Origin of the sequence: Nitrosomonas ureae, from assembly GCF_001455205.1 — a bacterium.
GTDB classification, from domain to species: Bacteria; Pseudomonadota; Gammaproteobacteria; order Burkholderiales; family Nitrosomonadaceae; genus Nitrosomonas; species Nitrosomonas ureae.
Genome location: NZ_CP013341.1, coordinates 1,837,649 through 1,857,990, shown reverse-complemented (window position 1 = coordinate 1,857,990; position 20,342 = coordinate 1,837,649). Strand labels below are relative to the sequence as shown.

Here is a 20,342-nt window from a genome sequence, read left to right as displayed (position 1 = left end):
TCAAGGAAAATCATGCAAAAAGTTCATATTACCGATGTTATCTTGCGCGATGCGCATCAATCCCTGATCGCCACCCGGATGCGCACCGAAGATATGCTGCCAGCGTGTTCGATGCTCGACAGCATAGGCTACTGGTCACTGGAATGCTGGGGAGGTGCGACGTTCGATGCCTGCTTGCGGTTTCTTAAGGAAGATCCCTGGGAACGCCTTAGCAAACTAAAGGCCGCGCTGCCCAATACACCACTGCAAATGTTGCTGCGTGGACAGAATCTGCTAGGCTACCGTCATTATTCTGATGATGTGGTGCGCGCCTTTGTAAACAAAGCCGCTGAAAACGGTATGGATGTTTTTCGTATTTTTGATGCATTGAACGACATGCGCAATCTCAAAACTGCCATCCAAGCTGTCAAGGAATGCGGCAAGCATGCGCAAGGCACCATTTGCTACACCACCAGTCCGGTTCACAATGTCAACAGCTTCGTATCACTGGCAAAAGATTTAGCCGATTTTGGATGCGATTCGATTGCCATCAAAGACATGGCCGGTCTGCTGACACCGTATGCAACCCAGGAACTGGTAACCGCACTGAAACAAGCGGTCGATCTGCCCATCCATTTACATTGCCATGCCACCGCCGGACTCGCCGAAATGTGTCAATTGAAAGCCATCGAAGCCGGTTGTCGGCATATCGATACCGCATTATCGTCATGGTCGGGCGGCACCAGTCATCCACCCACTGAAAGTCTGGCAATGGCCCTGCAAGGCACGGATTATGATACCGGCCTGAATCTGCAAAAATTACAGGAAGTCAACGATTATTTCGTCCAGGTTCGCAAAAAATACCACCGCTTTGAAAGCGAATTCACCGGTGTCGACACCCGGGTTCATGTATTTCAGGTTCCAGGCGGGATGATTTCAAATTTGGCCAATCAATTGCAAGAACAAAATGCTCTGGACCGGATTAATCAAGTCTACGAAGAAATTCCGCGGGTGCGCAAAGATTTGGGTTATCCGCCTTTGGTCACACCTACATCTCAGATCGTCGGTACGCAAGCGGCGCTGAATGTTCTGACCGGCAAACGCTATTCCACCATCACCAATGAAGTGAAACGCTATTTGCAAGGCGGTTATGGCAAAGCACCCGCACCGATGAACGCCAGTTTGCAAAAACGCGCGATCGGCAAGGAAGACATTATCGATTGCCGTCCCGCAGATCTATTGAAACCGGAATTTGAACAACTACGCCAGGAGATTGGCCATCTGGCCAATAACGATGAAGATGTACTGAGCTATGCCATGTTCCCGGAAGTCGGCAAACAATTCCTGGAGCAGCGCGCTACCGGCAATCTGGTTCCCGAACCTTTGGAAACGGTTCCAACAGCAGGCGGTAGTGTGCAAAAAGCACCGACTGAATTCAATGTCGCACTGCATGGCGAGTCCTATCACATCAAAGTCACCGGCACCAGTCCCAAAAATGAGACTCTACGGCACTTTTATTTCATGGTGGATGGCGTTCCGGAAGAAGTTGTCGTCGAAACGCTCGATGAGATCGTGCTGGACGGCGGCACACAAGGTGCCGTCAAAAGCAGCATCGCCAGTAAACGCCCGCGTCCTGCCAGTGAAGGCGATGTCGTCGTCAGCATGCCATGCAATGTACTGGACGTGCTGGTGAAGGTTGGCCAAAAAGTCGCCGCCGGACAACCCGTTCTAGTCACGGAAGCAATGAAAATGGAAACTGAAATCACTGCACCGATTGCTGGAGCCATCAAAGCCGTGCATGTGGTGAAAGGCGAATCGGTGAATCCAAATGAGGTGCTGATTGAGATTGAGGCTGGGTAATTATCGAAGAAATCGTGGAGATTTGGTGCGTAGATCGAACCCGGGTATAAAAAATACACACTATTAGCAGATAATCTTCTCATATTCCCGTCATGCAATGTTGACGTTACTACAACATTTTTTCCACTCGTTTTCCGCCTGTTTCTGTCGATCGATTGAATTACAATTGAATGCATCGATCGACCGTCAATGAGAAATATTTATGACATTCATCAGAATGTCATAAATATGTCATGCTTTATTAATATTATTACAACATCTATTAGCTGATAGTGAATATCAATGGAGTAGTTGATGGCTGTAACAATACTGATTGTTGAAGATGAGCTTGCAATTCAGGAATTGATCGCGCTTAATTTAAAAAAGGCAGGTCATATGGTTTTATGTGCGGGAGATGCGACACATGCAAAACTTCTGATCAACAATGTCCTACCAGATCTGGTATTGCTGGATTGGATGCTGCCTGATATCACCGGTTTAGAATTTGCACGCAGCTTAAGACGCGAAGAGCGCACCAAAACCATTCCGATCATCATGCTGACAGCCCGGATTCAAGAAAACGACAAAATTGCCGGGCTGGAAGCCGGTGCAGATGATTACATCACCAAACCATTTTCCCCGCGCGAATTACTAGCCCGGATTAAAGCGGTGCTACGTCGCCGTTTACCCGAAATGTCCGATGAAATTATCGACATCGGCGGCTTGAAACTGGATCCCACGACACACAGGGTTCACGTGTATTTCGAGTATGATCCTGCCAAACTTACAGAAATTATACTGGGCCCAACGGAGTTTCGTTTATTGCACTTTCTGATGGCGTATAAAGAACGTGTACACACACGGGCTCAATTGCTGGATCGTGTCTGGGGCGATCATGTTTTTATCGAAGATCGTACCGTCGATGTGCATATCCGCAGACTGCGCAAAATTCTTGAAACCGTCGGTAAAGAAAATCTGGTGCAAACCGTACGCGGGACTGGTTATCGGTTTTCTGTCGAGCGCAGTGAAGAAAGTATAGGATAAAATCAAAACGGCAGCCCCGCCATGCCATCCTGTTTATGTAACCATCGTTTTCAGATTCTGTAATCAATTCAAGGATGTAACGCATATTACGCGGGGGTCGTCCGCAAATTCGAGCAACAGGCGCCGCACACGTTCCTGCCATGCATTAGCAAATGCAGTCTGTTGCGCCGCATCGGCACAATCCTGCAAGATAGCCATCAGGCGTTCTCCCTGAGCGGGATCAGCCGGTATCAACGAGACATCGAGCGTCACCGCCACGTTTACATTGGTATCGAGACGAGTAAAAACAATGGCTTCCCCTTCGCGTTGCGATGCAAAACTGAGCAATCCCTTGCGCCGGTGGCGTCCGCGTATTCCGTGAAAACCGTTACCTGCGGCAGCGCCCGTCAACAGCGTCAAAACTTGCGCCATGACGCCGGTAACGCCCTCATCCTCCGGTGCCGGCATATGCACGGCTATATTGCCACGCGCGGCAGGCTCATCCGGATAAAGCGCGGCCAGCGCCGCGCGCCCGATCAAAAATGCTCCGGCAACGGTTGGACAGGAATGTCCGGCCAGACGCACGGCATCCAGATAATGATAATCAAACCGTCCATCTTGAGCAGCGCCCAACATGGCAGCAAACGGATCATGAGTACGCACAACTGGCGCTTGTTCATAAAAATCAGGAAAATTCACCATTTTTACCTCTCTGTATAGATTGGGTTGATTCTTCGGTTGCAAAAACAATAGCCGGATGCGATTGTAATTGGGGGAAAAGCACCCGCTCTTCATATCGCACATGCGCAGCCAGCAAATCGCCAAACCGACGCAAACGCGTTGCGGGATCAAGTGCATAAGATTCACAAGCTAGCATGCGCAATTCCTCATGGTCAGCAAGAATACGCGCAATTATTCCAGTATCCAATGCGTCTTGGGCAAGCTGTAATAGTGCTTCCTCCTGAGCAAAATGCGTCACCAACACATCCTGCCAGTGCGCTTCGATGCGTTGCACTGCCGCCACGCAAGTAGCCACGTCATTACTCTCCGCCGCTTTCCGGGCAGCACGCGCGATTACCAACGATGTATGATGTTCACGGGATAAAGGAAGTAAAGCGCCATTTCGGGGCATAATAAACTGACGGTATGATTACAGATAATTTCTGAGAAAAATATTCGTTATATTAATAATAAAGACCTCTGCACAACCGCAAGAATTTTGCTGTAGCGACAGAGAAAATTTTCCAAGTGACACTTGTTGCACGTCACTTTAATAGAAAGTGGAGTTTTTTCCTTTTTTTAGGTGAATTTTTCCCCCTTATGTAATATTTGGACGGATCGCTCCCCTTAATGGTTGGTCTACGAAGATTTTGTTGGCTGCTTTCTTTAGATTCATGCAGATACTTTTCAGTATGACTTGGGCGTTGACTTTCGTCGTACCGAAGTAGCTGGCGCGTTCCATTCTGAATAAGCGTTTGATTGTGCCGAAACACTGTTCGACAATATAGCGTTTTTTACTGATCAATTGATTCGCCAGCTTCTGGCGTGACGAGAGGGGTTTATTCTTGTACGCGCGATGCATGATTGCGCTCTTGATCTTTTGCTTTCTTAGAAATTGCCGATTGGCATTGCTGGCGGATCCCTTGTCGGCATACACCCGATTCGCCTCGATATGCGCACCATCGATAGCGGCTTCGAAATGCATCATTTCGCTCTGGTTGGCAGGGGCGGTGTAAACCCCGCGCACATAGCCGTCTTGTGCGTCCACCACCAGGTAACTGCGGTAGCCAAACTGCGACTTCCTGCCTTTCTTTAGCCAGGTCGCATCCGGATCCGCGCTTTGTTCTTCGATACAGTTGATTCCAGGTTGACTGCCATCTTCAAACTGAACAACCTTACCTTCTTCGGCATCCACTTCCAGTGTGATGGTCTTTTTAGGGCGTGCCGCTGACTCAATCAGCGTGGCATCAATGACCGCTCCTGTCGCACCCTTGATCATCAATCCGTGGCATTGAAGCTGTTCATTAATAGTGGCCAGCAGATCATCTAGCCGGTCGTTGGTTATTAGCCGGTTACGGAACCGGCACAAAGTGGTTTCGTCCGGTATCGCATCCGACAAGGACAGTCCGCAAAATTGCAGAAAATCAATGCGTACACACAGTGCTTGCTCCAACGCAGCGTCCGATAAACTATGCCACTGACCTAGCAGGATCGCTTTGAACATCAACAACCCATCAAACGGCTCTTGGCCTCCACCATGCGATAACTCGAGCTTGTATAAACCCGTAAGTTTCGGACGTAATTCCTCCCACTCAATTAGGGCATCAATCTTCAACAGAACATTATCTCGATTCAATCGCTCTGCTAATTCCAGTGTTCCAAAACTCATCTGCATCTTTTGCTCCAACTGTCTTTTAACCCCCTCTATTTTAGTTGGTTATTGCACTGGCAGGCAAGGTTGTGCAGGAATCTTTAATATCTGATTCGCATATTCAATGGCAAAACCACAGTAAATTGTAAGTTAAAGTTAATTGGTTGATTGGCCATAACTCCAATACAACATAAACCCCGTAAATAGCATCCCGCCCAATAGATTCCCTGCAATCACCGGCAATCCATTCCACAACCACCAATCCGCGATGGTAATATCCGCGCCCAGCCACATGCCCGCGGGAATTACGAACATATTGACGATGGCGTGTTCATAACCAAGACCGAAAAAAGTCATAATCGGCAACCACATCGCGGCGATTTTTCCGCCGGTAGTGCTGGACGCAAAAGCCATCACGGCACCCAACGTCACCATCCAGTTGCATAATATTGCGCTGGTAAAGGCCGTGATCGTGCCATCGAAACCCAATTTGGCGTACTCGAGCGTTTTAGTCTCGGCAATCACGATGGTTCGTTGCAATGCGGGAATGGTTTCCAGATCAATCGTTCCCATTTTGGTCGCCACAATACAATATAAATAGGCATACGTAACGCTGCCAATCAAGTTACCGGCCAGCACCCAGGTCCAATTGACAAGCAAACGGCTCAATGAAGCTCTTTGGGCTTTGACGGCAATTGGAATCAACGCAAAATTGCCGGTGGCCAATTCCAATCCGAGCAGCACAATCATTACGAAACCCACCGGAAACACCAAAGCCCCTGCCATGCCCCATCCTGTCTGCGTGGCTGTCAGAATCGCCAATGTAGTCGCGTAACCGAGAAAAGCGCCCGCCAAAAAACCACGGATCAGCAATTGCCTGACTGGCAGGTTCGCCTTTTTGGCACCTGCCTGCAACATGTTTTCGACAATCTCTTCCGGTTTTACATACGCCATGACCCGACTCTCCCTCCAACCCATTCAAGGCAGCGATTTTAGCGCATTATCGGATGACGTGTTTTCGGGCAAAAAAATTTGCAGCAGATCGTTCAGAAAGCGCCGACCCAGAACAGTGGGTTTAATGCGTAGATGATCATGCACCAGTAAACCGCGCTGTTCGGCCTCATCCAGATGTTGCTGCACGACAGCAATCGGTAAGCCGGTACGCTCCTGAAACAGCGGTGTATCAAATCCGCCGGTAAGTCGCAGCGCGTTCATCATGAATTCAAAGCTCCGATCTTCGACCGTCAATTCCTGCTGTACCTGAATTAATGATTCACCCATCCGGGCTTTGGCCAGATATTCCTTGGGTTGTTTATAACGCATCTGACGCACAATTTTATCGGCAAAGCTGATTTTGCTGTGCGCACCTGCACCGATACCCACATAATCCCCAAACAACCAGTAATTCACGTTATGACGTGACTCCTTCCCTGCATGGGCGAATGCCGAAGTTTCATAATTACGGTACTGATGATTCGAGGTGGTCTGCTCGATCATATCCTGCATCGCTGCAGCTGTTTCATCATCGGGCAGCTTGGGCGGAAAACGATAAAACAGCGTATTGGGTTCCAGCGTTAAGTGATACGCGGAAATATGCGTAACCCCGCGAGCACACGCTGCCTCGATATCCGCCTGAGCGTGTTCCAGGGTTTGTCCGGGTAATGCGTACATCAGGTCGAGATTGATATTATCGAAATACTTCAGTGCAATATCCACTGCCCGATGTGCTTCCTGATCATCATGCACCCGGCCTATTGCCTTCAGATGCCGTGGATTAAAGCTTTGTATGCCGATCGACAGACGATTGATGCCCGCTTTGCGGAAATCCGCAAATTTTTGCGCTTCGAACGTTCCGGGATTAGCTTCCAGCGTGACTTCGGCGAAGTGTTCCAGCGGCAGCAGTGTGCGCACTGCGGTCAACACTGCGTCCATTGCTTCGGCGCTAAATAGACTGGGCGTCCCCCCCCTAAAAAAACGCTGCTGAGTCGCCGCCCCCACACATCCTGAAGCGCAAATTCAAGATCCCGTATCAACGTGGCAACATATTCCTCCTCAGGTACCCGGCTTTCATCGGTGCGAAGTTCGTGTGAATTAAAATCACAATAAGGGCATTTTTTCAGACACCACGGAAAATGAACATATAAACTCAGTGGCGGCAGCGATTTAAGCTTCGGGGTCGGCCAATCAAGCATCGAGTTAACCGATTTTGCGTAACGTCAATAGTGGCGGACTGGATAGCGCTGAACGCGTACCCAGCAAACCTGCCACCAAAACACCGATCACACCCGCCAATGTGCCAACCACCCAGATCCACGGATTAAATGTGTAGTCGAAATGCAGAACATGCTTGCTGATGACATACGCAAGCGCACTGGCCCCGGCCGATGCAAATAACCCGGCCAATCCGCCCAGAATCGCAAACTCGGCAGCCCATGCGCGTGACAATTGCTCTCGCTTGGCGCCCAGTGTTCTGAAAATGGCTGCTTCATAAATGCGCTCATCTTGTGTTGCGGCAATTGCCGCATACAATACGGCGAACCCTCCCAACAAAGTGAATAAAAAAACAAATTCAATGGCTTGAGAAACTTGCTGGATCATTTGCTGCACCTGATTGATAACTACAGCCACATCGACGACCAGAATGCTTGGAAATGTCCTGACAAGTTCATGAATCATGGAAATTTCTGCTGGCGGCACATAGAAGCTGGTGACAAAACTGGCCGGATAGTTATCCAGCAAACCTGGAGGTACCACAACAAAAAAGTTAGCCTTGAAAGTATCCCAATCCACTTTTCTTACACTGGTAATTTTGGCCGTGAAGTGGCTTCCGGCAATATCATAAGTCAGCTCATCACCTAACTTAACGCGAATGGTTTTGGCTATGCCTTCTTCAATCGACAACTCGGCCTCATGAGTACCGGTATTCCACCAAGTCCCCTGAACAATCTGGTTATCCGATGAAAGTTCGTTTGCCCAGGTTAAATTGAATTCACGCCGTATGTGCCTCTCGGCATGCAGATCATCCTTATAGCTTTTAGGTGATACATTTTTACCATTAATCTTGACCAGTCGCCCCTTGACCATCGGATACATCGGCGGCGGCTCTATCTCATATTGCTGAAAAAATTCTTGCAGCGACTGCACTTGATCCGCTTGTATATTTACCAGGAAGTGATTTGGCGCGTTGGGAGGTAAGCTAGCGTGCCAATCATCAATCAGATCATTCTGAATCAGAGTCAGCACAAGCAATGCCATCAATCCCAATCCCAAAGCCACGGCTTGCAATACGCTAGAAATTGCACGACGATAAATACTGGCCAAACCATAGCGCCAGGCACCCCCGGCTTGATGACGCAGACCTGAAAGCACTTTAATCAGCAACCAGCCCAGGCAACCAAAAATAATAATCGCTGAAACAAACCCTGTCACGATATAAAGACCCAACTTTAGATCTTGCGCTTTCCAAATAAACAACAGCGATAAAGTTACCAATCCCAATAAATAACCTGCCAAACTGTGTGCATTGGATAAGCCGATGTCTCTACGCAACACGCGTAACGCCGGAACGCTACGCAAATTCAGCACCGGCGGCAATGCAAAACCGACTAATAACACCAAGCCAACCAGCAATCCTTGCAACGCTGGCAACCAGCTTGGCCAGGGTAATGCAGTATCCACGATACCAATCAGCCAATGCGTCAGAATTTGCTGCGCGGCAAAGCCGATCAAACAGCCGATGGCGCTGGCAATAACACCCAAGGTAGTAAAATAATACCAATAAAGATAAAACAGTTGCTGTTGGCTGGCTCCCAAGCTGCGCATCACAGCACATCCATCCAAATGGCGCTGAGTAAACCGGCGCACCGCCAATGCGATTGCTGCGGCTGCCAAAACCACGCTGGCCAATGCGGCCAGACTTAAGAATTTTTCCGCACGCTCCAACGCGGCTTTAATCTCGGGACGCGCATCGCGAATGCCTTCCACTCTTTGTGCTTTTGTCAGTTGTGGTTTTATCCAATCGCGGAATTGCTGCACTGCCTTTACTTCACCGGCCACCAGCAGCTGATACGAAACACGGCTACCTTCCTGAATCAAATCCGTTTCCGATAAATCGGATGCATTGATCATGGCACGTGCACCCATGTTGATAAATCCTACCGAGTGATCCGGTTCGCGTACAACCAGTTCAGTTACGGTTAGTTGCGCCGCCCCGACATCGACCACATCGTTTGCTTTCAGATCAAGGCGCGTCATGACTTTCTCATCCACCCAAATAGTACCCGGTTGCGGTATGGTGTCTGCGATCGTAATTTCTGGCTGCTCTGCACGCGATATTGACGACCGGCTGGCCAGATGTATACGCCCGCGTAAGGGATATCCCTCAGTTACCGCTTTAATTTCCGTGAGCAAATTATTCTCACCATCAGAAATCATGCTGGGAAACTTGGTTAACGAGGATATTGTTAACCCTAATCGACTGGCCTCATCAGCATAAGTCTCCGGCAAAGGTCGGCTCGAAATGACCAGTAAATCGGCGCCCAATAATTGATTACTTTCACGCGTGAGGGCCAACTCCACTCGCTCGGCAAAAAAACCTACCGTGGTCATACCGCTCACTGCAATGATCAATGCCAACACCAGAACATTAAGCTCACCTGCGCGCCAATCACGGCATAGCATACGGAAAGACAATTTCAAATGGCTCATAATGAAAATTATCACTGTACTGAAAAGATAGAATGAATAGCAATAATGCCAAGCTTCTGCAACTATTGCACCAATTTGCCGTCCGCTAAACGAATCTGACGCGAACAGCGCCGTGACAATGCTTCATCATGAGTAACCAGAACCAATGTCGTACCATGCTCACGATTAAGCTCAAACATGAGATCAATGATCTGTATACCGGTAGCCGAGTCAAGATTCCCAGTGGGTTCATCCGCCAGCAATAACTTAGGATCCGTGGCAAAAGCACGTGCAATGGCAACCCGTTGCTGCTCTCCCCCGGACAATTGTTTAGGGTAATGATTCAGGCGTTTGGCCAGTCCTACGCGCTCCAGCAATTTTCGGGCAATTGCTTCAGCATTTTTGTTCTGTTGAGAAAGCTCCAAAGGCAACATCACATTCTCAATCGCCGTTAATGCTGGCAATAATTGAAATGATTGAAAAACAAAACCCAGAATTTTTCCGCGCAAAGCCGCGCGGCTATCCTCATCCAATGTAAAAATATCGACTGCATCCAGATGAACTTTCCCTGCGGTTGGCAAATCCAATCCTGCCAGTAAGCCTAATAAAGTAGATTTTCCCGAACCGGATGCGCCTATAATTGCAACAGCTTCACCCGCATATACTTGCAGATCGATATCTTGCAATATGGTAAGTTGTGTATCTCCGGTATTGACCTGCTTGGTCAATGCATGAGTCCAAAGAATGGATTGATTAACATGGTTATCTAACATGAAAAAAAAATTCCTGATTATTCTGATTGTTGTTTTTACTATCTGCGCTCCGGCAGTCGCATCGACCAACACTATCATGGTCTTTGGCGATAGCTTATCCTCCAGTTATGGCATATCGACCGAAGCAGGCTGGGTTACATTGCTGGAACAACGATTACAGTCAAAGTATGCTGATTATCGCATCATCAACGCAAGCATCAGCGGCGAAACGGCATTGGGAGGGCGCAATCGAATCCGACAAGCACTTGAAACACATCGTCCCGAGATTGTCATCGTCGAACTTGGTGGAAATGACGGTTTACGCGGCGCATCAATCAAATCCATTTATGAGAATCTGGCTGCCATTATAGAAGAATGTCAACAAAACAATGCATTGGTTTTACTTGCCGGCATGCAGTTACCACCGAATTATGGCAGAACGTATACGCAAAAGTTCCAAGCGATCTTTCCGCAATTGGCCGAAAATTATCAAATCAAATTAATACCATTCTTACTAGCTGGTTTTGGCGATAAACATGAATTCTTCCAAGCTGATGGAATACATCCTACCGAAGTCGCGCAGAAAAAAATTGCAGAAAATGTCTGGGAAGTTTTGCAAACCATGTTTAAAACTGAACAAATTGCCACCAATCCTGATATTTAATTGTATATTGTATCATCGCAACTTCATAAGAAGAACTTAAACTAAGGCGTTAGAATCGATCCAGATCGTCGATGAATTTCTGCAGATCACTGGACAAAGGCGAACGCAGATTCATACGTTGTCCTGAAACGGGGTGTGCGATTTGCAGCGAATGTGCGTGCAAAAACATACGCGTCAGTTTATTCTTCCCACGACCGCCATCTTTAGCGAGACGCTTATTGATCTCAAAATTACCATATTTATCATCTCCTAGGATAGGAAAACCCAAATGTGCAAGGTGAACACGGATTTGATGCGTGCGGCCAGTTTTTATTTCTGCATCCAATAAACTGAAATTATCCCAAGATTTATCCAGCTTAAATATCGAATGAGAAGACATCGGCTTGTTGCCAGGGCGAATGCTGGTGACTACAGCAACCCGTCTTTCACCGCTGGCCGTCACATATTTGTCAAGCGCTAGCTTTACATGCTGTTTAGCATTGCTCCACTTGCCTTTGACCATAACCAGATAGTGCTTCTCCACCAAGCCTTCGCGGATTTGTCGATGCAATTCCACCAGTGCACTGCGTTTCTTTGCCAATAACAGCACACCCGAAGTTTCCCGATCCAAACGATGCACCAACTCTAGAAATTTCCATGATGGATTTTGCGCACGCAATTGCTCGATCACACCAAAGCTGATGTTACTTCCACCATGAACAGCCATTCCACTAGGCTTGTCAATAGCCAGCACTGCATCATCCTCATATAGATGAGTAAAAGAGAAAAAATTTACACAAGTAATTGCGGCTCGATGGAAAGAATCTTTTGTTTCAATCTTAACTGGCGGAATTCTCATCATATCGCCTAATTGCAATCGATAGTTAGCGTCTATCCGCTTTCCGTTAACACGCACCTGACCGCTTCTTATTAATTGATACAAATGATTTTTGGGTACACTCCTAAATCGTTTGAATAAAAAATTATCGATCCGCTGATCATCTCCATCTTCTTTCACACGCTCTTTGATTATTGATGTAATAGATTCCATACTTTAATTATATATTTGATTTAATGAAATCCCAGATATAATATGTAAGCTCGAGGGGGTAGAAAGGGTATTAATCATTATTTCTCTGTAAAAATTAAAGCATTCAAGACAAAATATGCATTATAAATTCGCTGATCAAACCCATGTACTGTGAGAGTAACGAATTGTCGGATTTAAACAAAGTGGCGTTTGGAACTTTATGTAAAATCTGTTACCTTAAACAGCTTGCATAATATCTATAAATATCGTTGAGCTTAAAACTATAAAGCAACTCAACATATTAAATAAATTAATAAAAAGAAACACATAATTGACAAATATTTTTTGTAATTCAAACAATAAACTCAAAACTCGTCATTACAACTACGTACACCGAAAAAATCTATCTATTCGACAGATTATGGATAGTGCATGGACAAATAAAACACGTAAGGTTTGTAAATGAAACGAATGTTATTTAATGCAACACAACCTGAAGAGTTGCGCGTTGCAATAGTAAGCGGTCAAACGCTGGTTGACCTCGATATAGAATCTGTAAGCAAAGAACAACGTAAAAGCAATATCTATAAAGCTGTTATTACACGCGTCGAACCCAGTCTGGAGGCTGCGTTTGTTGATTATGGCTGTGAAAGACATGGTTTCTTGCCATTTAAAGAAATCGCCCCTTCATGTTTTGCTGAAAGTGACACTCCTAATGCGCGAATCCAGGATCTTCTGCAGGAAGGGCAAGAACTCATCGTTCAAGTCGACAAAGACGAACGGGGAACTAAGGGCGCTGCATTAACGACTTATATCTCTCTAGCCGGTCGGTATTTGGTTTTAATCCCTAATAATTCCAATAGTGGCGGCGTATCGCGCCGCATCACAGGTGAAGAACGCAATGATTTACGCGAAGTCATTGCAAAACTTGAAATTCCCACGGATATGAGCATTATTGCCAGAACTGCCGGAATCGGTCGCAGCAAAGAAGAACTGCAATGGGATTTGAACTACTTGACACAACTTTGGTATGCTATTGAAGAAGCTGCCAATAATCAGGACGGTGTTTTTCTGATTTATCAAGAAAGCAGCTTGGTTATCCGTGCAATTCGTGATTATTTTAGCCAAGAAATCGGTGAAATCCTGATTGATAGCCGTGATATCTATGAACAAGCCAGTCAATTTATGGCGCACGTTATGCCTGCAAATGTGGATCGTCTTAAGTTTTATCATGATGATGTCCCATTATTCTCACGCTTTCAAATTGAACATCAGATAGAAACAGCCTATTCCAGACAGGTTTCTCTTCCTTCAGGCGGTGCGATCGTTATCGATCACACTGAAGCATTGGTTTCCGTTGACGTAAACTCAGCCCGTGCAATCCGCGGCCTGGATATTGAGCATACTGCACTCAATACCAATCTTGAAGCAGCGGATGAAATTGCTCGTCAATTGCGATTACGGGATTTGGGTGGATTAATTGTTATCGATTTTATCGATATGGATGTACAGCGCAATCAGCGTGAAGTTGAAGCTCGATTGCATGAGGCATTGCGGCAAGACCGCGCACGTATTCAAGTAGGAAAAATTTCGCGCTTTGGATTACTGGAATTATCCCGCCAACGCTTACGCCCTTCATTAGGGGAAAGCAATTACATTCCATGCACGCGATGCCAAGGCACTGGCTTCATCCGTGGCACCGATTCTTCAGCGCTGCATATACTAAGAATCATCCAGGAAGAAGCAATGAAAGAAAACACCAACACGTTGCATGTTCAATTGCCGGTTGATGTGGCAACCTTCTTGTTAAACGAAAAACGTGCGGAAATTTATGACATTGAAATGCGTCAAAGGATCAATATTGTTCTGATCCCCAATATTCATATCGAAACGCCTAACTATAGTATTAATCGTTTACGCCAGGAAGACCTAAGATCAAATGAAGCAGTCGCCAGTTATAAATTGGTGGAGAAAAATACTGAAGATAACAACCTGGTATTTTCAGAACAGAAAAATAAACCTACCCGTCCACAAGCCGCAGTTCAAGGTATAACCCCTACTCTACCCGCCCCGGTGCGCGAAGATAAATCACGCGACACTTCGTTGCTGGATAAATTCTTCAGTTGGTTTAAACCTGTCAGGAATGAAGAGATCACAACCGATCTTGAAAAAAAAACAACAGATTGACATTGATAAAAACAAGATGTCTCAAGAACGCACGCGGTCGAGAGGGCGGCGTGGAAGAAATCGCAATGAGCGCAATAAAGATGCCTCTATGCACAAGCAAGCTAAACCAGGCGAATTGACAGATTCCGGTGTCACTGAGGCAACACCAGCAGAATACGCCATCTCAGCGGAACCTGGTTATTCACCAGAGCTATCTACAGAACGAAAAAATGTCAGAAACAAGCCTTCTCCGCAATCCACTCCGGATCTTGAAGAAAAATTACTGTCAAACAATACACTGATCAGTGAAACAGAAAATCATGACGGCATAGATGCAAAACCCGTGGATCGTAAACGTACGCGTCGGCATCGCGGAAATAAGAATCGCGATCAATCCGTACGCGCTAAAACTTCGGTTGAGAATCAGGATGCTCCGGATACTCCATCGACTAATGAAGAGAATTCGGCAAATTTTATACAGGATATTGAAACATCAATGCCGGTCATTGAACCTGCTAAGAAGCAATCTGGGAGAAAAGAAATTGCAAAACACCCTGCTGACGATCCTGAAATAACCGGTAGCAATAATCTTCCGGATGAATCGCCTATTGCACAGCAACAACCTGAAGCCCGTGTCACTAAAACACTTCCGGATTTCACGGAAAGTGGCCTCGTGATGATAGAAACACCGCCCGAAAAAGTTGAACTGGTAACCGAAGAAATCATTATTCCTAAAAGACCACGAAGAAGAAAAACCAAGCAAATCTCCGATGCCCCCGTTGAGCCGTTAATGCAAATCGAAACACGCGAATGAGGCCTGTGCACGCTGCACAAGCGCATATAATTTTCTAGTGCGCCTGTTCCCAGTTATCTCCGACTCCGATCTCGATTACTAGCGGTACATCAAGCTGTAAAACATTGCCCATATATTTGGGCAGGCTAGATTTTATTAATGCAACCTCATCATCAGGAACCTCCAGAACCAATTCATCATGGACTTGCATAATCAGCTTGCTGAGTAATTTTTCCTTGTGTAGCCAGTTGTGTACCGCGATCATTGCCAGCTTGATAATATCAGCGGCAGTTCCTTGCATGGGCGCATTAATGGCAGCCCGTTCCGCCCCTTGTCGGCGATTGCCATTGGCATTGTTAATCTCGGGCAACCATAGCCTGCGTCCCAGTACAGTTTCCACATAACCCAGCCGTCTGGCTTTCTCGCGGGTTTGCTGCATATAGCTCTCCACTTTCGGATACCGGGCAAAATAACGCTCCATATAAGCACGAGCAGCACTACGCTCAATGCCCAATTGCGTCGCCAAACCGAACTCAGACATACCGTAAATCAAGCCAAAATTTATCACCTTAGCATAGCGACGTTGTTCTTGACCAACCTGATTCAGGGGAATGCCCAGAATTTCTGCAGCCGTTGCGCTATGGATATCTTCTCCGGCTGCAAACGCTTTTAACAAACCCTCGTCTTGAGAAATATGCGCCATGATGCGTAATTCTATCTGTGAGTAATCGGCTGAAATAATCCGGTATCCCGCAGGTGCTATAAACGCTTCACGAATTCTGCGGCCCTCGCTGGTACGCACTGGAATATTTTGCAGATTAGGATCCGAACTGGCCAGGCGACCAGTTACAGCAACGGCTTGGGAATAATTGGTATGCACCCGCCCGGTATTGCGATCCATCATAAGCGGTAATTTATCCGTATATGTGGATTTCAATTTAGACAAACTACGATAATTAAGTAATAACTTCGGTAATGGATAATCCAATGCAAGCTGTTGCAACACATCTTCATCGGTAGAGGGAACACCCGTAGGTGTTTTTTTGACGATCGGTAATTTAAGCTGGTGAAACAAAATTTCCTGTATCTGCTTGGGTGAATTCAAATTAAATGGCTGTCCGGAAATGGCATAGGCTTGTTGTTCCAGCGCATGCAATTTTTCACCCAGTTCGTGACTCTGCTTTTGTAACAGTTTGTAGTCCAATAAAACGCCATTTCTCTCAATTTCAAATAACACATTTAGTATCGGCATTTCGATTTCACGATAGATGTGATTCAATTGCGCGTTACTTTGGATATTGGGATACAACGTTTGATGCAAACGAAGCGTGATATCCGCATCTTCCGCAGCATACTGCGTGGCGGTATCAATTGCTACTTCATCGAATCCGATACGTTTGACGCCTTTCCCGGTGACATCGTCATAACCGATCGTCTTAACATCGAGATGGCGCAACGCCAAACTATCCATATTATGAGGACGATGAGATTCCAGCACATAGGATTGCAACAATGTATCATGAGCAATACCGTTCAACTGAATACCATGGTTGGCAAAAACATGTTTATCGTATTTTAAATTCTGTCCTAATTTGGGCTTCGTTCCACTCTCCAGCCACGGCTTAAGTTTTTTTAATGCACTATCAAGCGAAAGTTGCTGCGGCACCCCGGGATACCTATGCATCAACGGAAAGTAAGCCGCATGATGGCTCTCAACGCAAAACGAAATACCCACCAATTTTGCCTGCATTGGATTCAGACTGGTTGTTTCGCTATCGATCGATACCAGCTGCGCTGAATCCAATCTAGTTAGCCAATCATCCAATTCCGCGTCTGTAAAGATCGTTTGATAGGTTACTGATTGACCCAAAGCGGCTTTATCGTTTCCGCCATCACTCGTGGTTAGCTGATTTTCACCGACAATTGCTGATCCCGATTGATTCGGATTTGCAGCTCCTCCCTGTTGACGTAACTCACGCAACGACGTCTTCATATCCAGCTGCTCGTAAAGCCGTGCCAGTTGTTCGGTATCCTGAGGCTGCAGAGCTAGATCCGTGATTTTAACCGGTAGATTTACATCACATTTGATGGTGATTAACTGGCGCGCGGTATCGAACCAATCCAATGCTTTGCGTAAATTATCACCTATTGCCCCTTTGATTTCATCGGCATGCACAATGATGTTATCCAGTGATCCATATTGCGTCAACCATTTCACGGCTGTTTTGGGCCCTACTTTGTGCACACCGGGGACATTGTCTGACGTATCGCCTACCAGCATCAGGTAATCCAACATGCGCTCCGGCGACACACCAAACTTGGCTAACACGCTCGCTTCATCAAGTACTTCATTACTCATGGTATTGACCAATGAAATATGAGAATTCACCAGTTGTGCAATATCTTTATCTCCAGTGGAGATGATGCACCGCATATCAGCTTCGACCGCCCGTCTCGCCAAGGTACCGATGACATCATCCGCCTCCACGCCGTCAATAATCAACATTGGCCAGCCCATAGCACGGATACAGGCATGCAAGGGTTCGATCTGGGCTGCCAGTTCCATAGGCATAGACGGTCTATGCGCTTTATACTCAGGATAGATCTTGTCTCGAAAAGTTTTACCTTTTGCATCAAACACGCACGCGCTATAATCCGCGTGGTAATCCTTGTGCAAACGCCGCAACATATTGAGAACACCATGAATAGCGCCCGTTGGTTCATTATTGCGATTACGTAAATCAGGCAATGCATGATAAGCACGGTATAAATACGATGAACCATCAACCAGTAACACTGTTTTCATTTATAAATTTCCTATGAGCTTGCAAGATAAACCTAAATCGATCGCCCCCCTGTCCGTGGACAAACCCTGGTCAGCCAAAGAGTCATGGCGCTTGTTTGGAATTATGGCAGAATTTGTAGAAGGAACAGAACGACTCGATACCATTCAACCCGCTGTCAGCATTTTTGGCAGTGCGCGCACTCATCCCAACAGCCCACACTATAAATTAGCCGAGCAAATTGCCAAACAACTTTCTGATGCCGGCTTTGCGGTAATCTCCGGTGGCGGTCCGGGTATTATGGAAGCCGCGAATAAAGGTGCTTATTACGGAAAATCACCCAGCATCGGTTTGAATATCCAATTGCCACATGAACAACACCGCAACGCATTTCAGGATATCAGCCAGACTTTTCGGCATTTCTTTGCCCGCAAATATATGTTTGTTAAATTTGCTACCGCTTACGTCGTGCTTCCCGGCGGGTTCGGAACATTGGATGAACTTATGGAAGCGTTAACCCTGGTGCAAACAGGAAAAACTCGTAAAATGCCTATTATCCTTGTTTATTCAGAATTCTGGCACGGCTTGCTCGACTGGTTCCGGCACGCGTTGATTGCCGAAGGGTTTATCTCAACCGATGATATGAATCTGATTCAAGTCATCGATGAACCCGAACAAGTTGTCAGCGCAATTTTTCAATATTACGAAACCAGTGGATTTGAGCCATCCGCTGCTGAACGAGAAATTCAACTCAATTTGTAACCCTCAACAGCGATTTTAGGTAGAATACGGGAATCCTGACCCGCCGGGAATCACTCATGTACCTATACCAACTTATTTTAATTGTATCCCTATGTTCTATACTGCCTGCAATGGCAGAGTCAGGACATCCTCAGCAATCGAAGAAACCTAAGCACCCCGACAATCTTATACCCTTACCTGAAGTTCCGGAGCTTCCCCCTGAAACCGATTCTTCACCGCTGCTTCCTGAAATTCCGGTAGATCCTGAGCTGGAAACCGAAGTCACCATTATTAAACGTGGCGAGGATATTATTGAAGAACATCGCGTGAACGGTGAACTTCTGATGATCAAAGTGATTCCGCGTATTGGCCCACCTTACTATCTGAAAAAGAATCCTATCAGGAGTCATCACGACCATGCAGGTGAAGGTGGCATTGATGTTAATCCACCCATGTGGCAAATATTGAGATTCTGATGATAATGAGTATGCAGATATCTATTTCCATGAATAATCGGTACTTCTACTTTCGCACTTTTATTTCTTGCTAATTCATGTCTGTTTTCACACCTGTTACCGATAACCAGCTTAACACTTGGTTGAAAGATTACGAACTTGGGAAACTCATCCATTTACAAGGCATCACATCAGGTATAGAAAATACCAATTATTGGGTCACCACTACGCAAGGCAAATTTGTTTTAACTCTTTTTGAAAAACTTACCAGCCATGAACTGCCCTATTATCTGAATCTAATGGCACATTTGTCACAACATAACATACCCTGCCCCGAACCAATCCCGCGGTTGGACCGGCGGTTACTGGGCGAACTGAACGGTAAGCCGGCAACAATAGTTACATGTTTACCCGGACAATCAGTGATTCATCCAACCGCCACGCAATGCACGGAAGTCGGCACTGTTCTAGCTAGAATGCATTTAGCAGGAGGCTCGTATCACGGAAAAATGAATAATCCTCGCGGATTAAAATGGTGGCAAGCCCGAGCACCCGAGATCACACCTTTTTTATCCCATGCAGAAAATCATCTGCTCCAGACTGAATTGGATTTTCAATTAACACAACCCAAAATCACACTACCCAATGGAATTATCCACGCCGATTTATTTCGCGACAATATTCTGTTTACCGATCATACAGTAGGTGGCGTCATTGATTTTTATTTTGCCTGCAATGATAATTTTTTATACGATCTGGCCATTACTGTAAACGACTGGTGCATGACTCAAAACAAAACTTTGGATGAAACTTGCACACTTTCCCTGTTGAAAGCTTATCATGATATTCGCCCACTCACTACAGCCGAACACGATGCTTGGCCTGTCATGCTGCGCGCAGGGGCGTTACGTTTTTGGATTTCGCGATTGTACGACTATCATTTGCCACGTCCAGGGGAATTAACGCATGCCAAAGACCCAGCACACTTCCGGGAAATATTGGAAAACCATGCCGCAGATCCGATGAAACTGCGGCAACTCTGGCTCTAAATCATTATTCATACTATTCATAGAATTCAACT

16 protein-coding genes and 1 pseudogene are annotated in these 20,342 nt (G+C 46.3%); 7 read left to right on the top strand and 10 right to left on the bottom strand.

Annotated elements, in window-relative coordinates:
- The first annotated feature begins 12 nt into the window (after positions 1–12).
- On the top strand, positions 13–1,839 hold the full coding sequence (gene oadA, locus ATY38_RS08400) for a sodium-extruding oxaloacetate decarboxylase subunit alpha (protein WP_062558906.1): 1,827 nt from the start codon (positions 13–15) through the stop codon (positions 1,837–1,839).
- A gap of 294 nt (positions 1,840–2,133) precedes the next feature.
- Positions 2,134–2,862, top strand: coding sequence for a phosphate regulon transcriptional regulator PhoB (gene phoB / locus ATY38_RS08395; RefSeq protein ID WP_062558905.1), 729 nt, complete (start codon positions 2,134–2,136; stop codon positions 2,860–2,862).
- Between the two features lie 63 nt (positions 2,863–2,925).
- Here phoB and ATY38_RS08390 read toward each other — a convergent pair whose 3' ends face one another.
- The 8 genes from ATY38_RS08390 to ATY38_RS08360 form a co-directional block, all read right to left on the bottom strand.
- The gene (locus ATY38_RS08390) at positions 2,926–3,543 is read right to left on the bottom strand and encodes a hypothetical protein (RefSeq protein WP_201011884.1); all 618 of its coding nucleotides are present in this window, start codon (positions 3,541–3,543) and stop codon (positions 2,926–2,928) included.
- Positions 3,527–3,973 carry a hemerythrin domain-containing protein gene (locus ATY38_RS08385; protein ID WP_062558904.1) on the bottom strand — a complete coding sequence of 149 codons (447 nt, stop codon included), beginning with the start codon at positions 3,971–3,973 and terminating at the stop codon, positions 3,527–3,529. Before ATY38_RS08385 ends, ATY38_RS08390 begins: the two co-directional genes overlap by 17 nt.
- Positions 3,974–4,159: 186 nt before the next feature.
- The gene (locus ATY38_RS08380) at positions 4,160–5,236 is read right to left on the bottom strand and encodes an IS5 family transposase (RefSeq protein ID WP_062558903.1); all 1,077 of its coding nucleotides are present in this window, start codon (positions 5,234–5,236) and stop codon (positions 4,160–4,162) included.
- A gap of 132 nt (positions 5,237–5,368) precedes the next feature.
- Positions 5,369–6,166, bottom strand: a complete 798-nt coding sequence (locus tag ATY38_RS08375) for a formate/nitrite transporter family protein (RefSeq protein ID WP_062558902.1) — start codon at positions 6,164–6,166, stop codon at positions 5,369–5,371.
- Positions 6,167–6,190: 24 nt separating this feature from the next.
- Positions 6,191–7,144, bottom strand: coding sequence for a radical SAM family heme chaperone HemW (gene hemW, locus ATY38_RS08370; RefSeq protein ID WP_335337896.1), 954 nt, complete (start codon positions 7,142–7,144; stop codon positions 6,191–6,193).
- Positions 7,129–7,404 carry a hypothetical protein gene (locus ATY38_RS16950; protein WP_335337895.1) on the bottom strand — a complete coding sequence of 92 codons (276 nt, stop codon included), beginning with the start codon at positions 7,402–7,404 and terminating at the stop codon, positions 7,129–7,131. Before ATY38_RS16950 ends, hemW begins: the two co-directional genes overlap by 16 nt.
- 4 nt (positions 7,405–7,408) lie before the next feature.
- The gene (locus tag ATY38_RS08365) at positions 7,409–9,919 is read right to left on the bottom strand and encodes an ABC transporter permease (protein ID WP_062558901.1); all 2,511 of its coding nucleotides are present in this window, start codon (positions 9,917–9,919) and stop codon (positions 7,409–7,411) included.
- Between the two features lie 62 nt (positions 9,920–9,981).
- Positions 9,982–10,671: an ABC transporter ATP-binding protein gene (locus ATY38_RS08360; protein WP_062558900.1), complete on the bottom strand. Its 690-nt coding sequence runs from the start codon at positions 10,669–10,671 to the stop codon at positions 9,982–9,984.
- Here ATY38_RS08360 and ATY38_RS08355 point away from each other — a divergent pair.
- Entirely contained in the window at positions 10,670–11,314 is a 645-nt protein-coding gene (locus tag ATY38_RS08355; RefSeq protein WP_235590224.1) for an arylesterase, read from the top strand. The two genes, ATY38_RS08360 and ATY38_RS08355, sit on opposite strands and share 2 nt — an antisense overlap.
- 49 nt (positions 11,315–11,363) lie before the next feature.
- Here ATY38_RS08355 and ATY38_RS08350 read toward each other — a convergent pair whose 3' ends face one another.
- Complete coding sequence (locus ATY38_RS08350; RefSeq protein WP_062558899.1) at positions 11,364–12,344, bottom strand: RluA family pseudouridine synthase; 981 nt, start codon at positions 12,342–12,344, stop codon at positions 11,364–11,366.
- A 441-nt stretch (positions 12,345–12,785) separates the two neighbouring features.
- On the opposite strand from ATY38_RS08350, the pseudogene ATY38_RS08345 reads away from it, so the two are divergent.
- Positions 12,786–15,303: pseudogene (locus tag ATY38_RS08345) on the top strand (Rne/Rng family ribonuclease).
- 34 nt (positions 15,304–15,337) lie between these two features.
- Here the strand turns inward: ATY38_RS08345 and polA are convergent.
- Entirely contained in the window at positions 15,338–18,088 is a 2,751-nt protein-coding gene (polA, locus tag ATY38_RS08340) for a DNA polymerase I (RefSeq protein WP_062558898.1), read from the bottom strand.
- A gap of 13 nt (positions 18,089–18,101) precedes the next feature.
- Here polA and ATY38_RS08335 point away from each other — a divergent pair, with 13 nt between their 5' ends.
- The 3 genes from ATY38_RS08335 (at position 18,102) to ATY38_RS08325 (ending at position 20,310) form a co-directional block, all read left to right on the top strand.
- On the top strand, positions 18,102–18,827 hold the full coding sequence (locus ATY38_RS08335; RefSeq protein WP_062558897.1) for an LOG family protein: 726 nt from the start codon (positions 18,102–18,104) through the stop codon (positions 18,825–18,827).
- Between the two features lie 110 nt (positions 18,828–18,937).
- The gene (locus tag ATY38_RS08330; protein ID WP_235590223.1) at positions 18,938–19,282 is read left to right on the top strand and encodes a DUF2782 domain-containing protein; all 345 of its coding nucleotides are present in this window, start codon (positions 18,938–18,940) and stop codon (positions 19,280–19,282) included.
- A gap of 77 nt (positions 19,283–19,359) precedes the next feature.
- Positions 19,360–20,310 (top strand): homoserine kinase, encoded by a 951-nt coding sequence (locus ATY38_RS08325; RefSeq protein WP_062558895.1) that lies wholly within the window; start codon positions 19,360–19,362, stop codon positions 20,308–20,310.
- The last annotated feature ends 32 nt before the right edge of the window (positions 20,311–20,342 follow it).